The 15199-nt window shown below is 36.4% G+C and carries 16 protein-coding genes; 8 read left to right on the forward strand and 8 right to left on the reverse strand.

From position 1 onward, the window contains the following. Window positions 1-137: 137 nt before the first annotated feature. Window positions 138-500, reverse strand: a complete 363-nt coding sequence (locus tag IGI50_RS19210) for a MoaF-related domain-containing protein (protein ID WP_070510157.1) — start codon at window positions 498-500, stop codon at window positions 138-140. A gap of 423 nt (window positions 501-923) precedes the next feature. On the opposite strand from IGI50_RS19210, the gene IGI50_RS19215 reads away from it, so the two are divergent. Further along, window positions 924-1322, forward strand: a complete 399-nt coding sequence (locus tag IGI50_RS19215) for a hypothetical protein (protein ID WP_438778155.1) — start codon at window positions 924-926, stop codon at window positions 1320-1322. A gap of 48 nt (window positions 1323-1370) precedes the next feature. Then, complete coding sequence (locus IGI50_RS19220) at window positions 1371-1931, forward strand: DUF2922 family protein (RefSeq protein ID WP_438778156.1); 561 nt, start codon at window positions 1371-1373, stop codon at window positions 1929-1931. Between the two features lie 150 nt (window positions 1932-2081). Here IGI50_RS19220 and IGI50_RS19225 read toward each other — a convergent pair whose 3' ends face one another. From IGI50_RS19225 to IGI50_RS19235, 3 genes are all read right to left on the reverse strand, one after another. Continuing rightward, window positions 2082-2537, reverse strand: coding sequence for a hypothetical protein (locus IGI50_RS19225; RefSeq protein ID WP_438778157.1), 456 nt, complete (start codon window positions 2535-2537; stop codon window positions 2082-2084). Window positions 2538-2709: 172 nt separating this feature from the next. Then, complete coding sequence (locus tag IGI50_RS19230) at window positions 2710-4035, reverse strand: replication-associated recombination protein A (protein WP_438778158.1); 1326 nt, start codon at window positions 4033-4035, stop codon at window positions 2710-2712. 191 nt (window positions 4036-4226) lie between these two features. After that, on the reverse strand, window positions 4227-5342 hold the full coding sequence (locus IGI50_RS19235) for an NlpC/P60 family protein (protein WP_438778159.1): 1116 nt from the start codon (window positions 5340-5342) through the stop codon (window positions 4227-4229). Window positions 5343-5738: 396 nt separating this feature from the next. Between IGI50_RS19235 and IGI50_RS19240 the strand changes: the two genes are divergently transcribed. The 4 genes from IGI50_RS19240 (at window position 5739) to IGI50_RS19255 (ending at window position 9010) form a co-directional block, all read left to right on the forward strand. Beyond that, window positions 5739-6098, forward strand: a complete 360-nt coding sequence (locus IGI50_RS19240) for a LytTR family DNA-binding domain-containing protein (protein WP_438778160.1) — start codon at window positions 5739-5741, stop codon at window positions 6096-6098. Between the two features lie 94 nt (window positions 6099-6192). Then, window positions 6193-6801 carry an accessory gene regulator AgrB gene (locus IGI50_RS19245; RefSeq protein WP_438778161.1) on the forward strand — a complete coding sequence of 203 codons (609 nt, stop codon included), beginning with the start codon at window positions 6193-6195 and terminating at the stop codon, window positions 6799-6801. 461 nt (window positions 6802-7262) lie between these two features. Then, window positions 7263-8258 carry a sensor histidine kinase gene (locus IGI50_RS19250; RefSeq protein WP_438778162.1) on the forward strand — a complete coding sequence of 332 codons (996 nt, stop codon included), beginning with the start codon at window positions 7263-7265 and terminating at the stop codon, window positions 8256-8258. Then, window positions 8255-9010, forward strand: coding sequence for a LytR/AlgR family response regulator transcription factor (locus IGI50_RS19255; RefSeq protein WP_070537547.1), 756 nt, complete (start codon window positions 8255-8257; stop codon window positions 9008-9010). The genes IGI50_RS19250 and IGI50_RS19255 overlap by 4 nt, the downstream gene beginning before the upstream one ends. Window positions 9011-9068: 58 nt before the next feature. On the opposite strand, the gene IGI50_RS19260 is transcribed toward IGI50_RS19255, so the two are convergent. Next, complete coding sequence (locus IGI50_RS19260) at window positions 9069-9647, reverse strand: lytic polysaccharide monooxygenase auxiliary activity family 9 protein (RefSeq protein ID WP_438778163.1); 579 nt, start codon at window positions 9645-9647, stop codon at window positions 9069-9071. 447 nt (window positions 9648-10094) lie between these two features. Here IGI50_RS19260 and IGI50_RS19265 point away from each other — a divergent pair, with 447 nt between their 5' ends. Next, window positions 10095-10886: a TraX family protein gene (locus tag IGI50_RS19265; protein WP_070510113.1), complete on the forward strand. Its 792-nt coding sequence runs from the start codon at window positions 10095-10097 to the stop codon at window positions 10884-10886. 152 nt (window positions 10887-11038) lie between these two features. On the opposite strand, the gene glf is transcribed toward IGI50_RS19265, so the two are convergent. Further along, window positions 11039-12145: a UDP-galactopyranose mutase gene (gene glf, locus IGI50_RS19270; protein WP_070510116.1), complete on the reverse strand. Its 1107-nt coding sequence runs from the start codon at window positions 12143-12145 to the stop codon at window positions 11039-11041. Between the two features lie 228 nt (window positions 12146-12373). Between glf and IGI50_RS19275 the strand changes: the two genes are divergently transcribed. After that, window positions 12374-13330 carry a hypothetical protein gene (locus IGI50_RS19275; protein WP_438778164.1) on the forward strand — a complete coding sequence of 319 codons (957 nt, stop codon included), beginning with the start codon at window positions 12374-12376 and terminating at the stop codon, window positions 13328-13330. 71 nt (window positions 13331-13401) lie between these two features. On the opposite strand, the gene IGI50_RS19280 is transcribed toward IGI50_RS19275, so the two are convergent. Both IGI50_RS19280 and IGI50_RS19285 read right to left on the reverse strand, forming a co-directional pair. Beyond that, the gene (locus tag IGI50_RS19280; protein ID WP_070537545.1) at window positions 13402-14193 is read right to left on the reverse strand and encodes a CatB-related O-acetyltransferase; all 792 of its coding nucleotides are present in this window, start codon (window positions 14191-14193) and stop codon (window positions 13402-13404) included. Window positions 14194-14227: 34 nt separating this feature from the next. Then, complete coding sequence (locus tag IGI50_RS19285) at window positions 14228-15094, reverse strand: glycosyltransferase family 8 protein (RefSeq protein ID WP_438778165.1); 867 nt, start codon at window positions 15092-15094, stop codon at window positions 14228-14230. Between the last annotated feature and the right edge of the window lie 105 nt (window positions 15095-15199).

The following is a 15199-nucleotide window of genomic DNA, read 5'->3' on the forward strand; positions in this document are numbered from 1 at the left end:
ATGCTCTTTCTAATAAGTTGTTATTATTTCCGATTCATTAGTAGGCTTGCCGCCTGACAAATTCTTTTAATAGACTTAGTGTTCATAAGATAAAGAGAAAAACCAAAGAAAAAATTTTCTTTGGCTTCTTGTTAATTCTATTGACCTTCTGAATCTGACTTCCCATCTTCACTGATAAAATGGAACGGTCCTTCATGTGTAAATGGTCTCCTGGCTCCGCGGTACTTCTTATCTGGAAAAGTCATAAAGCTTTTGACGTAATGATTCAAGGTATCAATCGTATAGGAAACGCATAAGCCGGACTCTTCTATCCAATCAACGGAAAAAATCCCCCCTGGATATTGCTCGACATGGATTGTTTCAATATCTGTTGCTCCGGCGTCTTCTTGCCGGATAGATGTCCATCGCAATTGATTGTCCTGTAAAAAATCAATGCGAAATTGAAGTCCTGAATCAAATAGAATTTTCGCGCTCCTACCTTCTAATGGATTGCTCTTCATCGCTACACCTGCTTTTCTTGTATTTGTTAAAAGATCTACCTCCATCATACAGGTTTTAGAATAAGAGAGCTATCCTTTCTCACACCGACTAATTATTAAGAAAACATTAAGGTGAACAAATTTACACTTTCTTTCTCTTCTTGAATCCTCGCAGTAAGAAAACCCAAATCCTCTTCATATCAAGAATAATGCGGAAAGCATAAAAGCTCATCGTTGTCAAAGTACTGAAAATTGCATTGGGGGCTGAATTTTACAGTTTTTTTCTCTCTACTTTTTGCTAAAGCCTCTTATACGAGGATTCTTCAAAAATAATGCGCATTTCCCCTGCAAAATTGCCCCCTTCATGTAATTTTCTAAGGTTTGACCTAGTTTGCATTTGTGCTTTATCTTTATGCCATCGGCCGATAAGAAGAATTATATGAAATGGAGGATTTACCTGTGATTGATCAGACATTGACTTACCGTCAACTATTTAACCTAAGACCAACAACACTTGAAAAACGAATTAAAGAATACTATTACACAACTCAAAACAGCAGTTTAACCATCAAATACATCTTGACTTTACGCATACGCCATCAACTTGGTGCTGAGGAATTCGCCCTTATCTTAAAGGATCTCGTTCATGAGATTTTTATGAGTACCAAAGCGACTCGTACCATGAAACGCTTCTTCTATTATTTTCAAGATTATTTTATGGCTCCTGAATGGAAAGCGTTAAAGCTTAAGCTTTTCCCCATCCGTAACTTCGGTGAAAAAGCCGTATCACTTGTCCATTCCCTTATTTCTAAAGTTCGCCCTTCTGAAACAACCGAACCCTGATAGGAAGGCACTCTAGCCAGATAAAAAATAAGAAAGGAAAACAATCATATGAAACAGGATTTAGTTGCGACTTTTACGAATGGTCTAGGAAAAAAACACGACTGGACATACAAGAATTTGAAGAAGGATTTACCGATCCCCGTTATCAAGGAAGCCTGCAACCTTTTGACTTCCTTAGATATTTTTGAAGAAAATGGTATAAAGCTCTTTGATAAAGTGGTAACAGCAAAGATTGTCACTACTAAAGAAACCGAGATTTTTGATATAGAGAAGGAAACTAAAACGAACGACTACAGAAATGTCGAACCTTCAGCCGCAAAAGCAGAAGCACTGTTGAAAAAAAATGAAGAAGCTCCTGTAAAATCAACAGAAGCTCTAAAAAATGAACAGTTAATGCAACATTCATTTACACCTGTTCCAAAAATAAAACCGCCGTCAATGACAGTAGTAAAAAAACGGTCCGATGAAAATCCTCCTCCTGTCAGGATTACTAGGGATTCCTTGCTTCCTTCTTTGAAGCCTATGGAGACTATAAAAGGGTTGGTCTCTTGGATTCGTAATAGAACAAAAAATGAAGAAGAAGCACAAAAAGGACATGACTCTAGCTAAATTTTGCCGCTATGCTTTCAGTTTTTCTCGATTAAATCTCCGACATTCTCCTTTTTATGAATGTCGGGGATTGGGAAACATTTTATTTAAAATAGTTGAAGTTGAAAAGACAAAGCGTAATTAGAATCAAGTTATATTCAAGTACTCTTTCTATTTAATCTTATGCAGCTTCATTTCTTTTATCTTCTTCTGGTTATTGAATATCTGTATTATCAGATGTTCCTTGTCCAGTTTTAAAATATGATACTCCGTATTGCTGCCGCTTCGTGCTAATACGATCCTTTTTACAGAAGAATTGGTCGCGATTTGTGCATCTCTCATAAGGATATAGCCATTTTGTTTAACATCCCACGATCTGCATGTCTTATTTTTCGCCTTAATCGCGTATTGCTCAGAACGATGAGCCCATGTTCCTTCCAGCCAAGCGGCATTATTTTCCACTTGTGCATTGATAAAGCTCATCAGGGAAATAGCACAAAGAACTGCCAAACAAATGACTAGCTGCCTTTGCCTTTTTGTCAACCTTTGAAAGAGCTGACCAAATTTATATAATTCTTTGTCTAGTTGACTAAAATACTTCGTTATTCCTGTTAAACGTCTTACCAACCAGCTCTCCCTCACTTTTATACACATTTATTTAAACTATAAAAGAAAACCGTTTCAATAGGAGCAAACTATCCTAAAAGGTCTGATTTCCATCATGAACGTTGCTTGCTGCTTAAGAATTTCTTGGGAATCGTCACGAAAAGTGTATCATACAGTTGAAACTGCAATGTTTTTATTCATCATTCTCCAAATGCCACTTCTCAATGGCTTCTTTACGCTCTTTGAATCGCTTTTCGTTTCCTTGCATGGTTGGCAGATAATACTTATGCCCTTCTAAAGAAGGCGGCATTGTCTTCATAGAGGTCAGTTTGTCTTCGGAACTGTGGGCGTATTGATAATCTTCTCCGTAGTGTAGGTCTTTCATTAGCTTCGTAGGGGCATTGCGAATAACCAAGGGAACTGGCTCATTCCATGTCTCATAGACATCCTTTTTGGCTGACTCATAAGCAGCGTATACGGCGTTGGATTTAGGGGCCAAAGATAAGTAAATAACTGCCTGTGTCAAATGAACATTGCATTCAGGCAAACCGATAAATTGGCAGGACTGAAAAACTGTATTCGCTAACTCTAAAGCTCTGATGTCTGCCAAACCGATGTCTTCGCTGGCAAATCGAACGAGACGTCTAGCAATAAACAATGGATCTTCACCAGATTCAACCATTCTTGCCAGCCAATAAATCGCTGCGTCCACATCGCTATTGCGCATCGATTTATGCAAAGCAGAGATGGTGTTGTAATGTTCCTCGCCTTTTTTATCGTAGAGAAACGATTTTCTTTCAATCAGATCGAGTAGTTTCTCCTCTTTGAGGGTAACGGTACTTGCTTCCTTCTCTCCGTTAAGAACTGCCATTTCCAATGTATTCAGCGCCACTCTGGCGTCTCCATTGGCATATTTTGCGATGGAATCCAGTACTTCATCGTCCATCTTAAATTTAAGCTTAGGAAACCCTCGCGGACTATCGATCGCTTGTTTCAATAGACGCAAAATATCTGTGTCCTCTAGCTGATTCAATACAAAAACTTTGCTTCTAGATAATAACGCTGAATTGATTTCGAATGAGGGATTTTCTGTGGTAGCACCAATTAGAATAATACTGCCATTCTCCACATATGGTAAAAAAGCATCTTGTTGTGCTTTGTTGAAGCGATGGATTTCATCCACGAATACAATCGTTTTTACCCCATAAGCTTTGTTTTGTTCAGCTTCCTTCATCACCGTCTTTATTTCCTTAATCCCGCTTGTCACCGCACTGAAATTAATAAATTCTGACTTCGTCTGATTCGCAATGATCCGAGCTAAGGTTGTCTTGCCCACACCTGGAGGGCCCCAGAAGATCATTGACGACACACGGTCATTTTCGATGATTTCTCGCAGTAGTTTCTCCCTCCCCAATAAATGTTTCTGTCCCACAAATTCATCCAAAGTCTCCGGTCGCACACGTGTAGCTAAAGGCTCGGTTTCTTCTCTTCCTCTTTCAAAAATTGATCCTTGTCTCATTCTATCCCTCCTACAGAAAAACGAACGTTTGTTCTTATTTTAGCATTTTTCGTTTGAGATTACAAAATGAGCCCCTTGATCAAGAAAGTGTACAGAAAAAGCCCAACGATTTAGGTCGTTGGGCGGGATGTACATGGGGGTGACAAGTAAAATTCTTTTTACAAAGATGTTGTCCAAACACGAAGATCCGTTTAGTTTAATATCCTTGCTGCATACCAAGCGGTCCCTTCCGACCTCCACCCGGCTTTCACCAAACTATCTCTTTCAGAAGACAACGGCGTGTAGTGATGACTGTCTTCTTTAGGTGCAGCGTGAGGATTATATAAACGATAGACCGGTACAGTTCCTCCTGATAACCAGGATACTCCTTCATACTTCCAACCAGCCTTAACTAGATCATTCTTCTCAAATACATGTGGCGTATAGTGATGTCTGCCGTTATTAGGATTGTACATTCGATAGACAGAAGCTCCTGTTGCAGGAGACACCCAACCGACACCTTCGTAGTTCCAACCAACATTGATCAGGTTAATCGCTTCACTAGTCAGCTGTGTGTAGTGATGATGCCCTGCATTCTTGTTATACATTCTAAAAATGAATCGCTCATTTGCCGCTTGCCCTTCTGTAGATGGATAAACATTTGGATTCGTGCCCGATGATTTCAAGATTCTTCTAGCAAACGTTGGATAAAAATAATTAATATCTACCGCGGTAACCGTTTGACCTGGCTGAGGAGAATGGATCATTTGATTGTTGCCAATGTAGAGGCCAACATGATAAGTGGCGCCTCGACTACCATAAAAAAGCAGATCTCCTGGTTCTAAGGACTTCAAACTTGCTTCTTCCCCATACTTTTCTTGATTGATCGTCCCCATCGGCAAGTCAACATTCACCGCCTGCTTGTACACATATTTCACTAAACCACCACAATCAAACGCATTCGGCCCAGAAGCTCCCCAAGCATAAGGCTTGCCAATTTGCGCTTTGGCATTAGAAACTACCGCATTCTGTTGACCAGTTGCTCGGCTCATCGGCGACATAGAAGCCGTTTCTAATTGAGGAATACTCATAATTTGATCAAATTGCTGTTCCGTGTAACCAGCCTTTAGCGCCTGCTCCTTTTCAGAAAGTCTCTCTGCTGTATTTTTTGGTTCACTCTCCGCTGTTTCAGACTGTATTGTCATACTACTCGTATGACTAGTTTCCACCGTTCCCTCTGCTCGTACACTATCTGTAGCAGCAAAAGCAATGAAACTTAATAGGCATAAAGAAGTGCTAAATAAACGTAATGTTGTAGTATCCTTCATAAAATAACTCCTGTTTTTTGTATTTTTGATATCGGAACAGCTTATAATAAACGAAATTGCTTAATTAACAAACCAAAATCCTTGGTTTAATAAATAGTTTCATTTTCTATAAAATAACCATCCGTCACAAATGATTGTACAGGAATTACTTGATTTTTTCACCCCTACTTTTTTAGCGATTAATTTTTAGTTACCTATATAACTTTTTATATTAATAATAACTATATTTGTAATTCATCATAAAAAAAACAAAGATATCCTCAACGGTCAGTTTTTCACCTTAAACGCATTCCAGAACTTTCAGTCACCATTAACGATTGATTATCGACCGTTTACGCTATAGCCCTTATCAAATCAAAAAAAGTACTTAAAATAGTTATTAAGGAGGTTCGACTTATGAGAACATCAATTGTTTTAGAATCAAAAAAAGGAACAGTCATTATTCAAGCAGCCGAATTACTTTATATTACTGTGGACTCTGCCAAAGACCATTCCCTATGCTTTATCACAAAAAATGAAAAATACTACTGCAAAGGCGACCTCAACGACTTTGAGGATTCCAATTGGAACTGGCTATTTCGTTGTCATCGCTCATTTATTGTTAACCTATTATCAATCAAAGAGATTAATAAATACGAAAGACGTGTTTATTTTTTAGATGATTATTCGAATAGCAGCTGTCCTTTTTCAAGAAGAAAGTACGCACCGTTGAAGGATTCATTGAAAAATTTTCTACTTACCGAGCAAAACGCTTAACTGTCTAATAAAAATTAAATTTTACATTGTAGTTAGGAAGCAAATGGATTACAATCGAACAATACTGAGCGTTTATTTACAAGAGGTGTAAATCATGACACACAATTTCACGTTGTTTCTATTAAATAAAATTCATGCGCGAAGCCACATGTCCGAAGACGAATACGAAAATGTCGCCTACTCACTAGAACTTTTGTTCATCAATATTTTTAAAAGTATCCAGGTCTACGTTGTAGCGTTTCTCTTAGGTGTGATTTTTGAAACATTTGTGATGAATTTAGCTTATGTTCTTTTACGATGGCAGGCTGGTGGTTGGCACGCGAAGTCGTCACTCAATTGCTCGCTTTTTAGTCTATTTAGCTTTGTGGGAATACCATTGATTTTTCAACATACTGGTTTTATATTAAACAGTAACTGGTCATTAATCTTAGCGCTGTTTGTTTTATTCAACACGGCGCTCTATGCGCCAGCTGATACAGAAAAGAATCCTTTAGTCAGTGTAAGTGAGCGTAAAAAAAGGAAAATTCTTGCCACTTGCACCGCATTTGCTCTAGTTGTTATCGCCATGTTCTTCGTTAAAAATGACATTAGGACACTTCTATTAACTGGGTTGTTTGTGGAAATCATTATGATTCATCCACTATTTTATAAAATAAATAAAAGGAGCTATAAAAATTATGAAAAATATCAAGTTCAACCATAGTCAATTGTTTCAGAACATTTCAAGAATTCTTATCGTAACTGCTATTGCATTACTTGATCGACCATGTTTCCTCTTTGGTTACGAACCTGAAAATCCAAAACTAAAAAATTTAAAGAAGAAAAATGGATAGCTTGGTTTTTTTGCCAGTCATCTTTGCTTCCTTTGTAGAATGTATGGCACAATTGCTCATCTATTCTAAAGTTGTAAATAAACGACTTCCTTTGAAAATGATTATTTTACTTCCCGTACTTTCAATTATTACTTACTTTATGTTTAATTACGGGATTTTTTTATTGATCTTTTTTTACTTTCTTTTTATAGGAAAAAAACTCAATAAAGATCTCAATAATAATATGATTTGGTTTTATAGCATATACACAATATTTTCTTATAGTGTATTCGCTTATACCATGAATTCAACAATACTTTTTTTTATCGGTGAGGACATATTTAATCAACATATGTATCTGATTAATATGTCTATATCTCCGATTTTTTCAGTCATTTTCAATCTAATTCTTTTACACTTAATCAGACCAAGTATTGTTTTTTTAGAGGAAAACCAAGATAATGTTAATCAGTCCTTTCTATTATTGATAAACATTTTATTGACTCTTTGTTACGTTATTCAATTCGGAAACTATTGGATTGAACAGTATCTATTAATTGATGAAAATCCCATTCGAAAATATTTGATTGCTTTTTTTATCTTGATAATCGTTTTGCTAGTCGTTTATTTAAATAGAAAAACTCGCCAACTAGACAAACAGAGGATTCAACAGCTAAAGGACAATCAGTTAGCGGATCTTACCTCTTACGTTCAGCAAATAGAAACCATGTATAGCGAACTTCGCAGCTTCCGTCATGATTATCAAAATGTTCTTATTAGCTTGAATGAAAGTATTAAAACAAAGGATCTTGCTGTGATTGAAGATACGTATAATACTATCTTGAATAAAGAAGGTATTGTATTAGAGGATGAGCATTACTCGTTAGCCAAATTGGACAATTTAAAAACCTTGCCGATTAAAGGAATCATATCTACTCATGTCATTCAGGCGTGGCAAAAAAATATCCCTGTTCATTTGGAAATTGACGATGTGATTCAAGATGAACCCATCGATATTTTAGACTATGTACGAATAACTTCTATTTTATTGGACAACGCGATTGAAGCGGCAGAAAAATCAGAAAATCCTTTTCTAACCATTGTCTTTTTAAATAATGCTGAAGATAATGAAGTAAAGCTTCTGATTGAGAATTCTTGTCCAAACGAAGTGATTGATATTACTAAAGTATTCAAAAAAGGCTATTCAACAAAAGGTAAAGGTCGTGGTTTAGGTCTAGCTACTGTGCAAACGATTCTTCAAAGCTACATGAATCTCTCATTACAAACCGAATTTCAAACAGGCGTGTTTCGACAGGTCTTGATTATTAAGGAGGAGCTTCCACGATGAATATTTTCTTATTAGAGGATGACATTCTGCAGCAGCAAAGGCTAGAATTGATCATTCGAGAAATCTTAGTGGAAAATCGCTGGTCGGCTAATTCCCTCATTACTACCGCTAGACCAGACTATCTTTTAGAAAAGGTCCAAGAAACAGTCGATCAGAATATTTATTTTTTGGATATCGAGCTTGATGGTGAGCAGAAAAAAGGATTAGAGATTGCCAGCGAGATTCGGCAAATTGATCCCCAAGGCGTCATAGCGTTTATCACTACCCATTCTGAGTTTGCGCCGGTCACTTATGCTTACAAGGTTTCAGCCTTTGATTTTATTGCAAAGAACAGTCCCGTTGATGATCTAAAGCAGCATGTACAAGACTGCTTTAAGCACCTCTTGCACACGCAATCTTCGGGGAAAAAAGAAGAGATATTTATGTTTAATAATCAGCACACCAGCTTTCAGGTGCCTTTTTCAGATATCCTTTATTTTGAGACCACTGAAATTTCTCATAAGTTACGCCTTATCTGTAAATCTCGTTTAGTCAATTTCTATGCTACACTTGATGAAATTGAAAAACTGGATACTCGCTTTTTTAAAATTCACCGCTCATTTGTCGTTAACCTTGAAAATATCGCGGAAATCAATCGTTCAGAAGGTCTTGTCTATTTTGACAAAAATCATTCTTGTATGATCTCCAGAAGAAAAATTCGAGCGGCGCTTGAAAAAATGAATTCACTTCATCAAATTACGAATAAACACTAAAATTGTAAAAACTATAAGGAGAGTACAAGGAACCCAGTGTACTCTCCTTTTTGTAAAATTATCGTATATTTACGTCGATTACTTGATAAAAAGCATTCGTCGTATCGCTAATATTCCAGACAGCTAGAATAATATTGTAGCCTTTTCGATTCGAAGGAATTTTAATTTTTTGATTCACAATCTTTTGTGGTACAGCACCATGATCATCGATCTGTTTGATCTGTTCAAAATCACTGATTTTCAAAGGATTGTTAGGGTTCCACCCTGGCTTGGTGATGTAATAATCCCACGTACTTGTTCTATGGGGTGCGGTCAAATACCAAGTGATACTTAAACTTCCTGTAGAAATAGTGTTTTTATGCCATCGTGACATTGTTTGATCATCCAGCGGCTCAAACCCGCTCACTCCTGCACTTGCAATTTTTCCTTCTATAAAAGTATTCTTTTTCGCTTCAATGCTTTGCGGCTCCCATTGTGCACGCCCAACATTTTGATTGAGCCTTCCACCAGCAGTTGTCCCTAGATACGCACGGCTTCCAGGAGATGAAACATATCCGTGAGCGAATCCTTTTATTGAAAAACCAAACATCCCTAATAACACACTAAAAACAACTAAGCAACGACTTAATTTCCTCATAAATCAGCCTCCTAAATTTTTATTCGATTGCGAACGCATTCAAAAATGTAACAAGCTAGCTCAGTTATTATTTTATCGTTAAAATAATAGTACAACAACGAATCATCACTATAACTTAGCTGATTATCACAGCTCATAAGAATATTAACTATTCTCCTAATATATAATGTTAGTTATTTTAAATTCCCGTTATCTCATGCTGCACTATTCCCCTATCAGCCTATTCTTAAAATCTAGTATCCAGAAGGAATGATTATAAAAAAATTTTCGGGTAATGAGAACAATATCCTTTATCCTCATCATTTCTCAATATAACTATTATCACGTTGACTTACTCTTCACAAAATCTTTGTGACAAAATCGTTAGTCGCTTATTATCCAAATCCATGGTGCCTCGAGCTGATTATTGTTAACTTTTAAGTATTAGATATTTAGGGGGAATTTTTTTTGCATACTGATACCTTAAAAAAAGGATTTTCAACCTTTGACTTGAAAATTTTAGGAATTGTTCTAATGTTTATTGATCATATTCATCAAATGTTTGTGCCAATGGGAGCACCTGATTGGCTAGATTGGTTTGGCAGACCTGTAGCTACACTGTTCTTTTTTGTCAGCGTCGTCGGATTCAGTCATACCCACAGTAAAAAGAACTATATGTTGAGATTGTTTCTCTCAATGGCGCTCATGTCCGTGTTTACTTTTGCATTAGGACAAATTGTCGGTTATGATCAAGTCGTTTTAATGAACAATATCTTCAGAGACCTTTTTGTGGGAACATTGATGATGTACGCTATCGATCTTTTTGTTGCCGGAAAAAATGCGAAAAACTGGAAGAAAATCAGTTTAAGTGTACTATTGTTCATTCTACCAACGCTACTTTCTTTTTTGGTTCCAATTATTCTTTCTAGTCCAGCACTATTACAAAATCAAGTGGCGTTTCTTGCCATCACCTCTCTTCTACCGGCATTAATTTTGGCGGAGAATAATTTTATGGTCTTCTTGATTCCATTATTATACATTTCAAGAAATAATCGAAAAATTCAATGTTTATTAATCGCCATCGTTGCGGCAATTTATTTCTTTTTAGGAACAACTCAATGGATCATGATTTTCGCGATTATCCCAATAATGCTATACAACGGCCAAAAGGGAAAGGGAATGAAATACTTTTTCTACGTCTTCTACCCTGCCCATATTGCCGTACTCTATCTGTTGTCTGCTTATTTGTATAATCGTTAAAATCCAAAAAGAACTCATCTCTAACGTAATAAAAATAAGAAAAAGTGTCCTTCCTAGAAATAGAAAGGGCACTTTCTTTGAATGTTCATATGGATAGATTCAATAGAAATTATTATAGACTGTCTATCAAGTAAAGTTTTATACTATTGCTTCTAGTTTAATAGTTCTCTTTGAGCCAGATTCAATGCTTCCTCAATGACTTGATGCATATCAAAATATTGATACATTCCTAACCGACCACCGAAAATTACTTGCGAATTTTTTAGGGCTAAGGTTAAATATTTCTGATATAGCTGTTGATTGGTGTCGTTATTGATTGGGTAATAAGGCTCTTCGCTTCTTAGCCATTGTTTCGGGTATTCTTTAGTGATCACTGTATTTGGTTGTGTCCCGAATTCAAAATGCTTGTGTTCGATAATACGTGTGTAAGGGCATTTTTTATCAATATAATTCACTACTGCATTCCCTTGAAAACTATCAATAGGGAAATGTTCATGAACAAAAGTAAGCGACCGATATTCCAACTCACCAAAACAGTAATTATAAAATTCATCAATCATACCTGTGTAGATGATCCTGTCATATTTATTTAACCACTCTTGTTTCTTGATCATAAAATCAGTCTGTAGTTGAACGGTAATGTTGGGATGGTCAAGCATTTTTTCAACGATTTGAGTATACCCGCCAATTGGGATTCCTTGATAAATATCATTGAAATAATTGTTATCGAAGGTAAATCGGAGAGGAAGCCGTCGAATAATGAAGGCTGGCAGCTCCTTACAGGATCTCCCCCATTGTTTTTCTGTATACTCTTTGATTAGCTTCTCATATATATCTTTTCCTACTAATGACAGAGCCTGCTCTTCCAAATTTCTAGGTTTTTTATTTTTGAAGCCTTTTGTTTGATCCGCAATTATTTCTTTGGCTGCCTCTGGGGTTTCCACTCCCCAAAGTGCATAGAATGTATTCATATTAAAGGGCAAATTGTATAACGATCCTCTGCTTTTTGCTAACGGTGTATTGGTGAAGCGATTAAACGTCGCGAACTGATTGATATAGTCCCAAACTCGTTTATTCGATGTATGAAAAATATGTGCTCCATATTTATGAACCTGAATACCTTCCATTTCTTCTGTGTAGATATTGCCAGCAATGTGATTTCTTTTTTCGATTACCGTTACTTTGTCTCCACCATTGGCCATCTGCTCTGCAAAGACCGCACCAAATAGGCCACTTCCTACTACTAAATACGATGTCATCTTAATCGATCTCCATTCTTCTAAAGCCACCAAATTAGCTAGTGCCTTCGCCAAAAGTGAATGTAGCTTTTATTTCATACTATTCTATTTCTATGATTAAAAAATAATTTTTCCCAATATTGAGACGTTCTAAATCCAATGAAATGAACTATGAGATACTTGTTTTACAACGTCAAAATCTATTATTTTTTGAAAGGAGATTTTTTGAACAATATGGGACGAAAAGAAATGCGGAAACAATTAGAAAAGGATATGAAAAGAAAAAATAAAGATAATAAACATGGGAAAAATTGGATGTATGCCACTTTAACAGCTGTTGGTGGTGTCATCGGAGTCACTGCTGCCTCCTCCAGTGCTCAAGCAGCTGAAACTACTCCCCAAACTAATGCTGGAATAGAAGCTGATACTGAAAAAGTATTGGCAAATAGAAATACAGCCACGATTCCGGCCTCATCGACGGTACAGTCGACAAGCAACTCAATGGCTGCACCTACAAGTGCTTCAACTAGTAGTTCGACAACTGAATCAACTAGTGCTTCTCTAACAGAGTCAGCAAGCACCTCGACGACAACCTCTAGTAGCGACTCTATAACTGAATCAACCAGTACTTCAACAACCGAATCAACGAGCGGTTCTGTGACTGACTCTTCAAGTGCAAGCTTAAGCTCTTCTACCTCGGTAAGTGAAAGTACGAGCACGATCAATTCTGAAATCTTGAGTGATTATTGGAGTGAAAGCTCTTCAGAAAGTAACTCTACATCGTTTAGCGAAAGTTCGTCTGAAAAAAATTCGGCTGTAAATAGTGAAAGTTCAAGTACTCGTAACTCTGAAATTCTGAGTGAATATTGGAGTGAAAGTACATCTACCTCTGCTTCAGATAGCTTAAGCACTTCCAATTCAACTAGTGGAAGTACTGCTTTAAGCAAAAAAACAACAGCAAGTAGCACTACTACTGGAAAGAAATCCTCCGTGGCAGGAACAAAGACTTCTTCAAATAGCGGTGGTTCCAGTTCTAAAAATACAACAGCTTCTACAAATGCAAAAACTTCTGGAGGTACAGGAAACGAACTTCCTAAAACAGGTGAATCAAACAAAGTGAGCGCTGAATTATCAATACTTGGTTTTGCCACAGTGTTCGGAGCAGGCGCCTTTTTCCATCATTTAGAAAAGAAAAAAAGTTTATAGCTTCTATTTATAAAAGAGTGACCAGTTATCTAGATAATTGGCCACTCTTTTATTTGCTTAACGAAATTTTTTTACTCAACTACCTCAGAAGACAAACGAATGAATTCTGCAGCGGTCAAACGTTTTGGTCGAATCGCTTCAATTGCTTCTTGATCAATCCAAGCAGAGAGTTTATCAATAAAAGAGTCTACCGGCTCATTTCCAGAGATCGCAGAACAATTCCAGAATGGATATTCCCACCACTTCAATTTCAATAAACGACGACAGATATCCTCCTTAAATCGACAACGGATGACCTTCGCAGGTACTCCTCCAACGATGGCATATGGAGGAACGTCTTTGGTTACTACTGAACCAGCAGCAATTACTGAACCAGTACCAACACAGATACCTGATTTCAATAATACGTCTTGTCCAATCCATACATCATTTCCAACAATTATTCCGGTTTCATTGAATTTGTGTTGATTAAAAGGAATTTGAGTAAATCCGCCACTTTGAGCTTTGATATCAAAGTCCCATGATTGACCAATAATTTCTCCAGAAATGGTTACTGGAGAAGTGGTGAATCGAGTTAAAGGGTGTTGCGCTGACATGATTCTAACGTTTGGAGCAATGGAACAATATCTTCCAACGGTAGTTTTTGAAGAAAGCATACTCGCAGAATAGCTATACATCCCCATCGTTGGCAATGTTTTGTCAAAAGAATCCACTGTATATAAACAATTGCTCTCCATAAAAAAAGAGTCATCGATTGTTAAATAGTGACCATCTGCCAATCCTTCTTGTCGATAGACTGAGAAAAATATTTCTTGTCTTTTAAAATGTGCTCTAATTGCTGGTGTAATTTTAATAGTATGCATAAATTTCCTCACTAATCATCAATTCTTCCATCTACTAGTTTGTATAATCCATCTTTTTGATCATATATAGATAATCCCAAAAGTCTCTTTCCCATTGATCCCACACAGAAAAATGTTCCCACGGCATCGAATTTTTTTCAAATTCAACAAAGTGTCGTACTTTTATATTTTTTCGTGCTTTTTTGATTTCTAAAAATTTGTCTGGGCTCATTTCTTTTGCCCAGCCAAACAACCAATGATCATCTTTTTGGTAGTTGTATTCATAGGGCAACAGCTGGACACTTTCTTCACAAAGAATATTTAAAATTGTTTGATCTAGATATAAATATTTACGACCATGTATCCTATCTAAAATTTCTTCAGGGCGAATCACCTGGTTAAACTTCTCTACATTAAATAGGATAAAACCGGAATTAAAATAATTTTTCATTGTCTTGACCCCAAAGTATCTAGCGCTATCTTCTATTTCACTGATAATTGAAAAATAAAAATCTCTTACTGCGGCAATTGTATTTTCTTCCGAGACCAGCTTAAAAAAAGGCGTAATGTCCTCATATATTAACGTATCATTATCTAAATACAATAGAGTGTCATAATCCTTTAAGTAGGAAGGCAAGAACAATCGCCACAACGTAACTTCTGGAAAACGCGCATTTTCGTAATTCCTTATGCTTTTGACCATTTCAGGTGGATACCAAATATTAATTGAAATATTTTTATCTCCATACAATTTTGAAATATTTTTTAATTTTAAAATATCGTTATTATTTAGTTTGTCCACAATAATCACTAAGTCTATCGATTCTTTACTTTTATAATTTTTTACAATTGAAGCGATTGATACTGCTGTTAGCTGTATGTGCGAACCTGTAACGCAATAAACAACTGCATTCTTCTTCATTTTTTCACCTCCAACTAATTCTTTGAACTACCTTTTATAAGCAGTCAGCTAAGGTGCTCTACAATTCCGATTTAAAGTATTTTTTTCAAGTAATATTTTCTCCCA

The organism is Enterococcus sp. DIV0170 (genome assembly GCF_051710765.1).
GTDB classification, from domain to species: Bacteria; Bacillota; Bacilli; order Lactobacillales; family Enterococcaceae; genus Enterococcus_A; species Enterococcus_A raffinosus.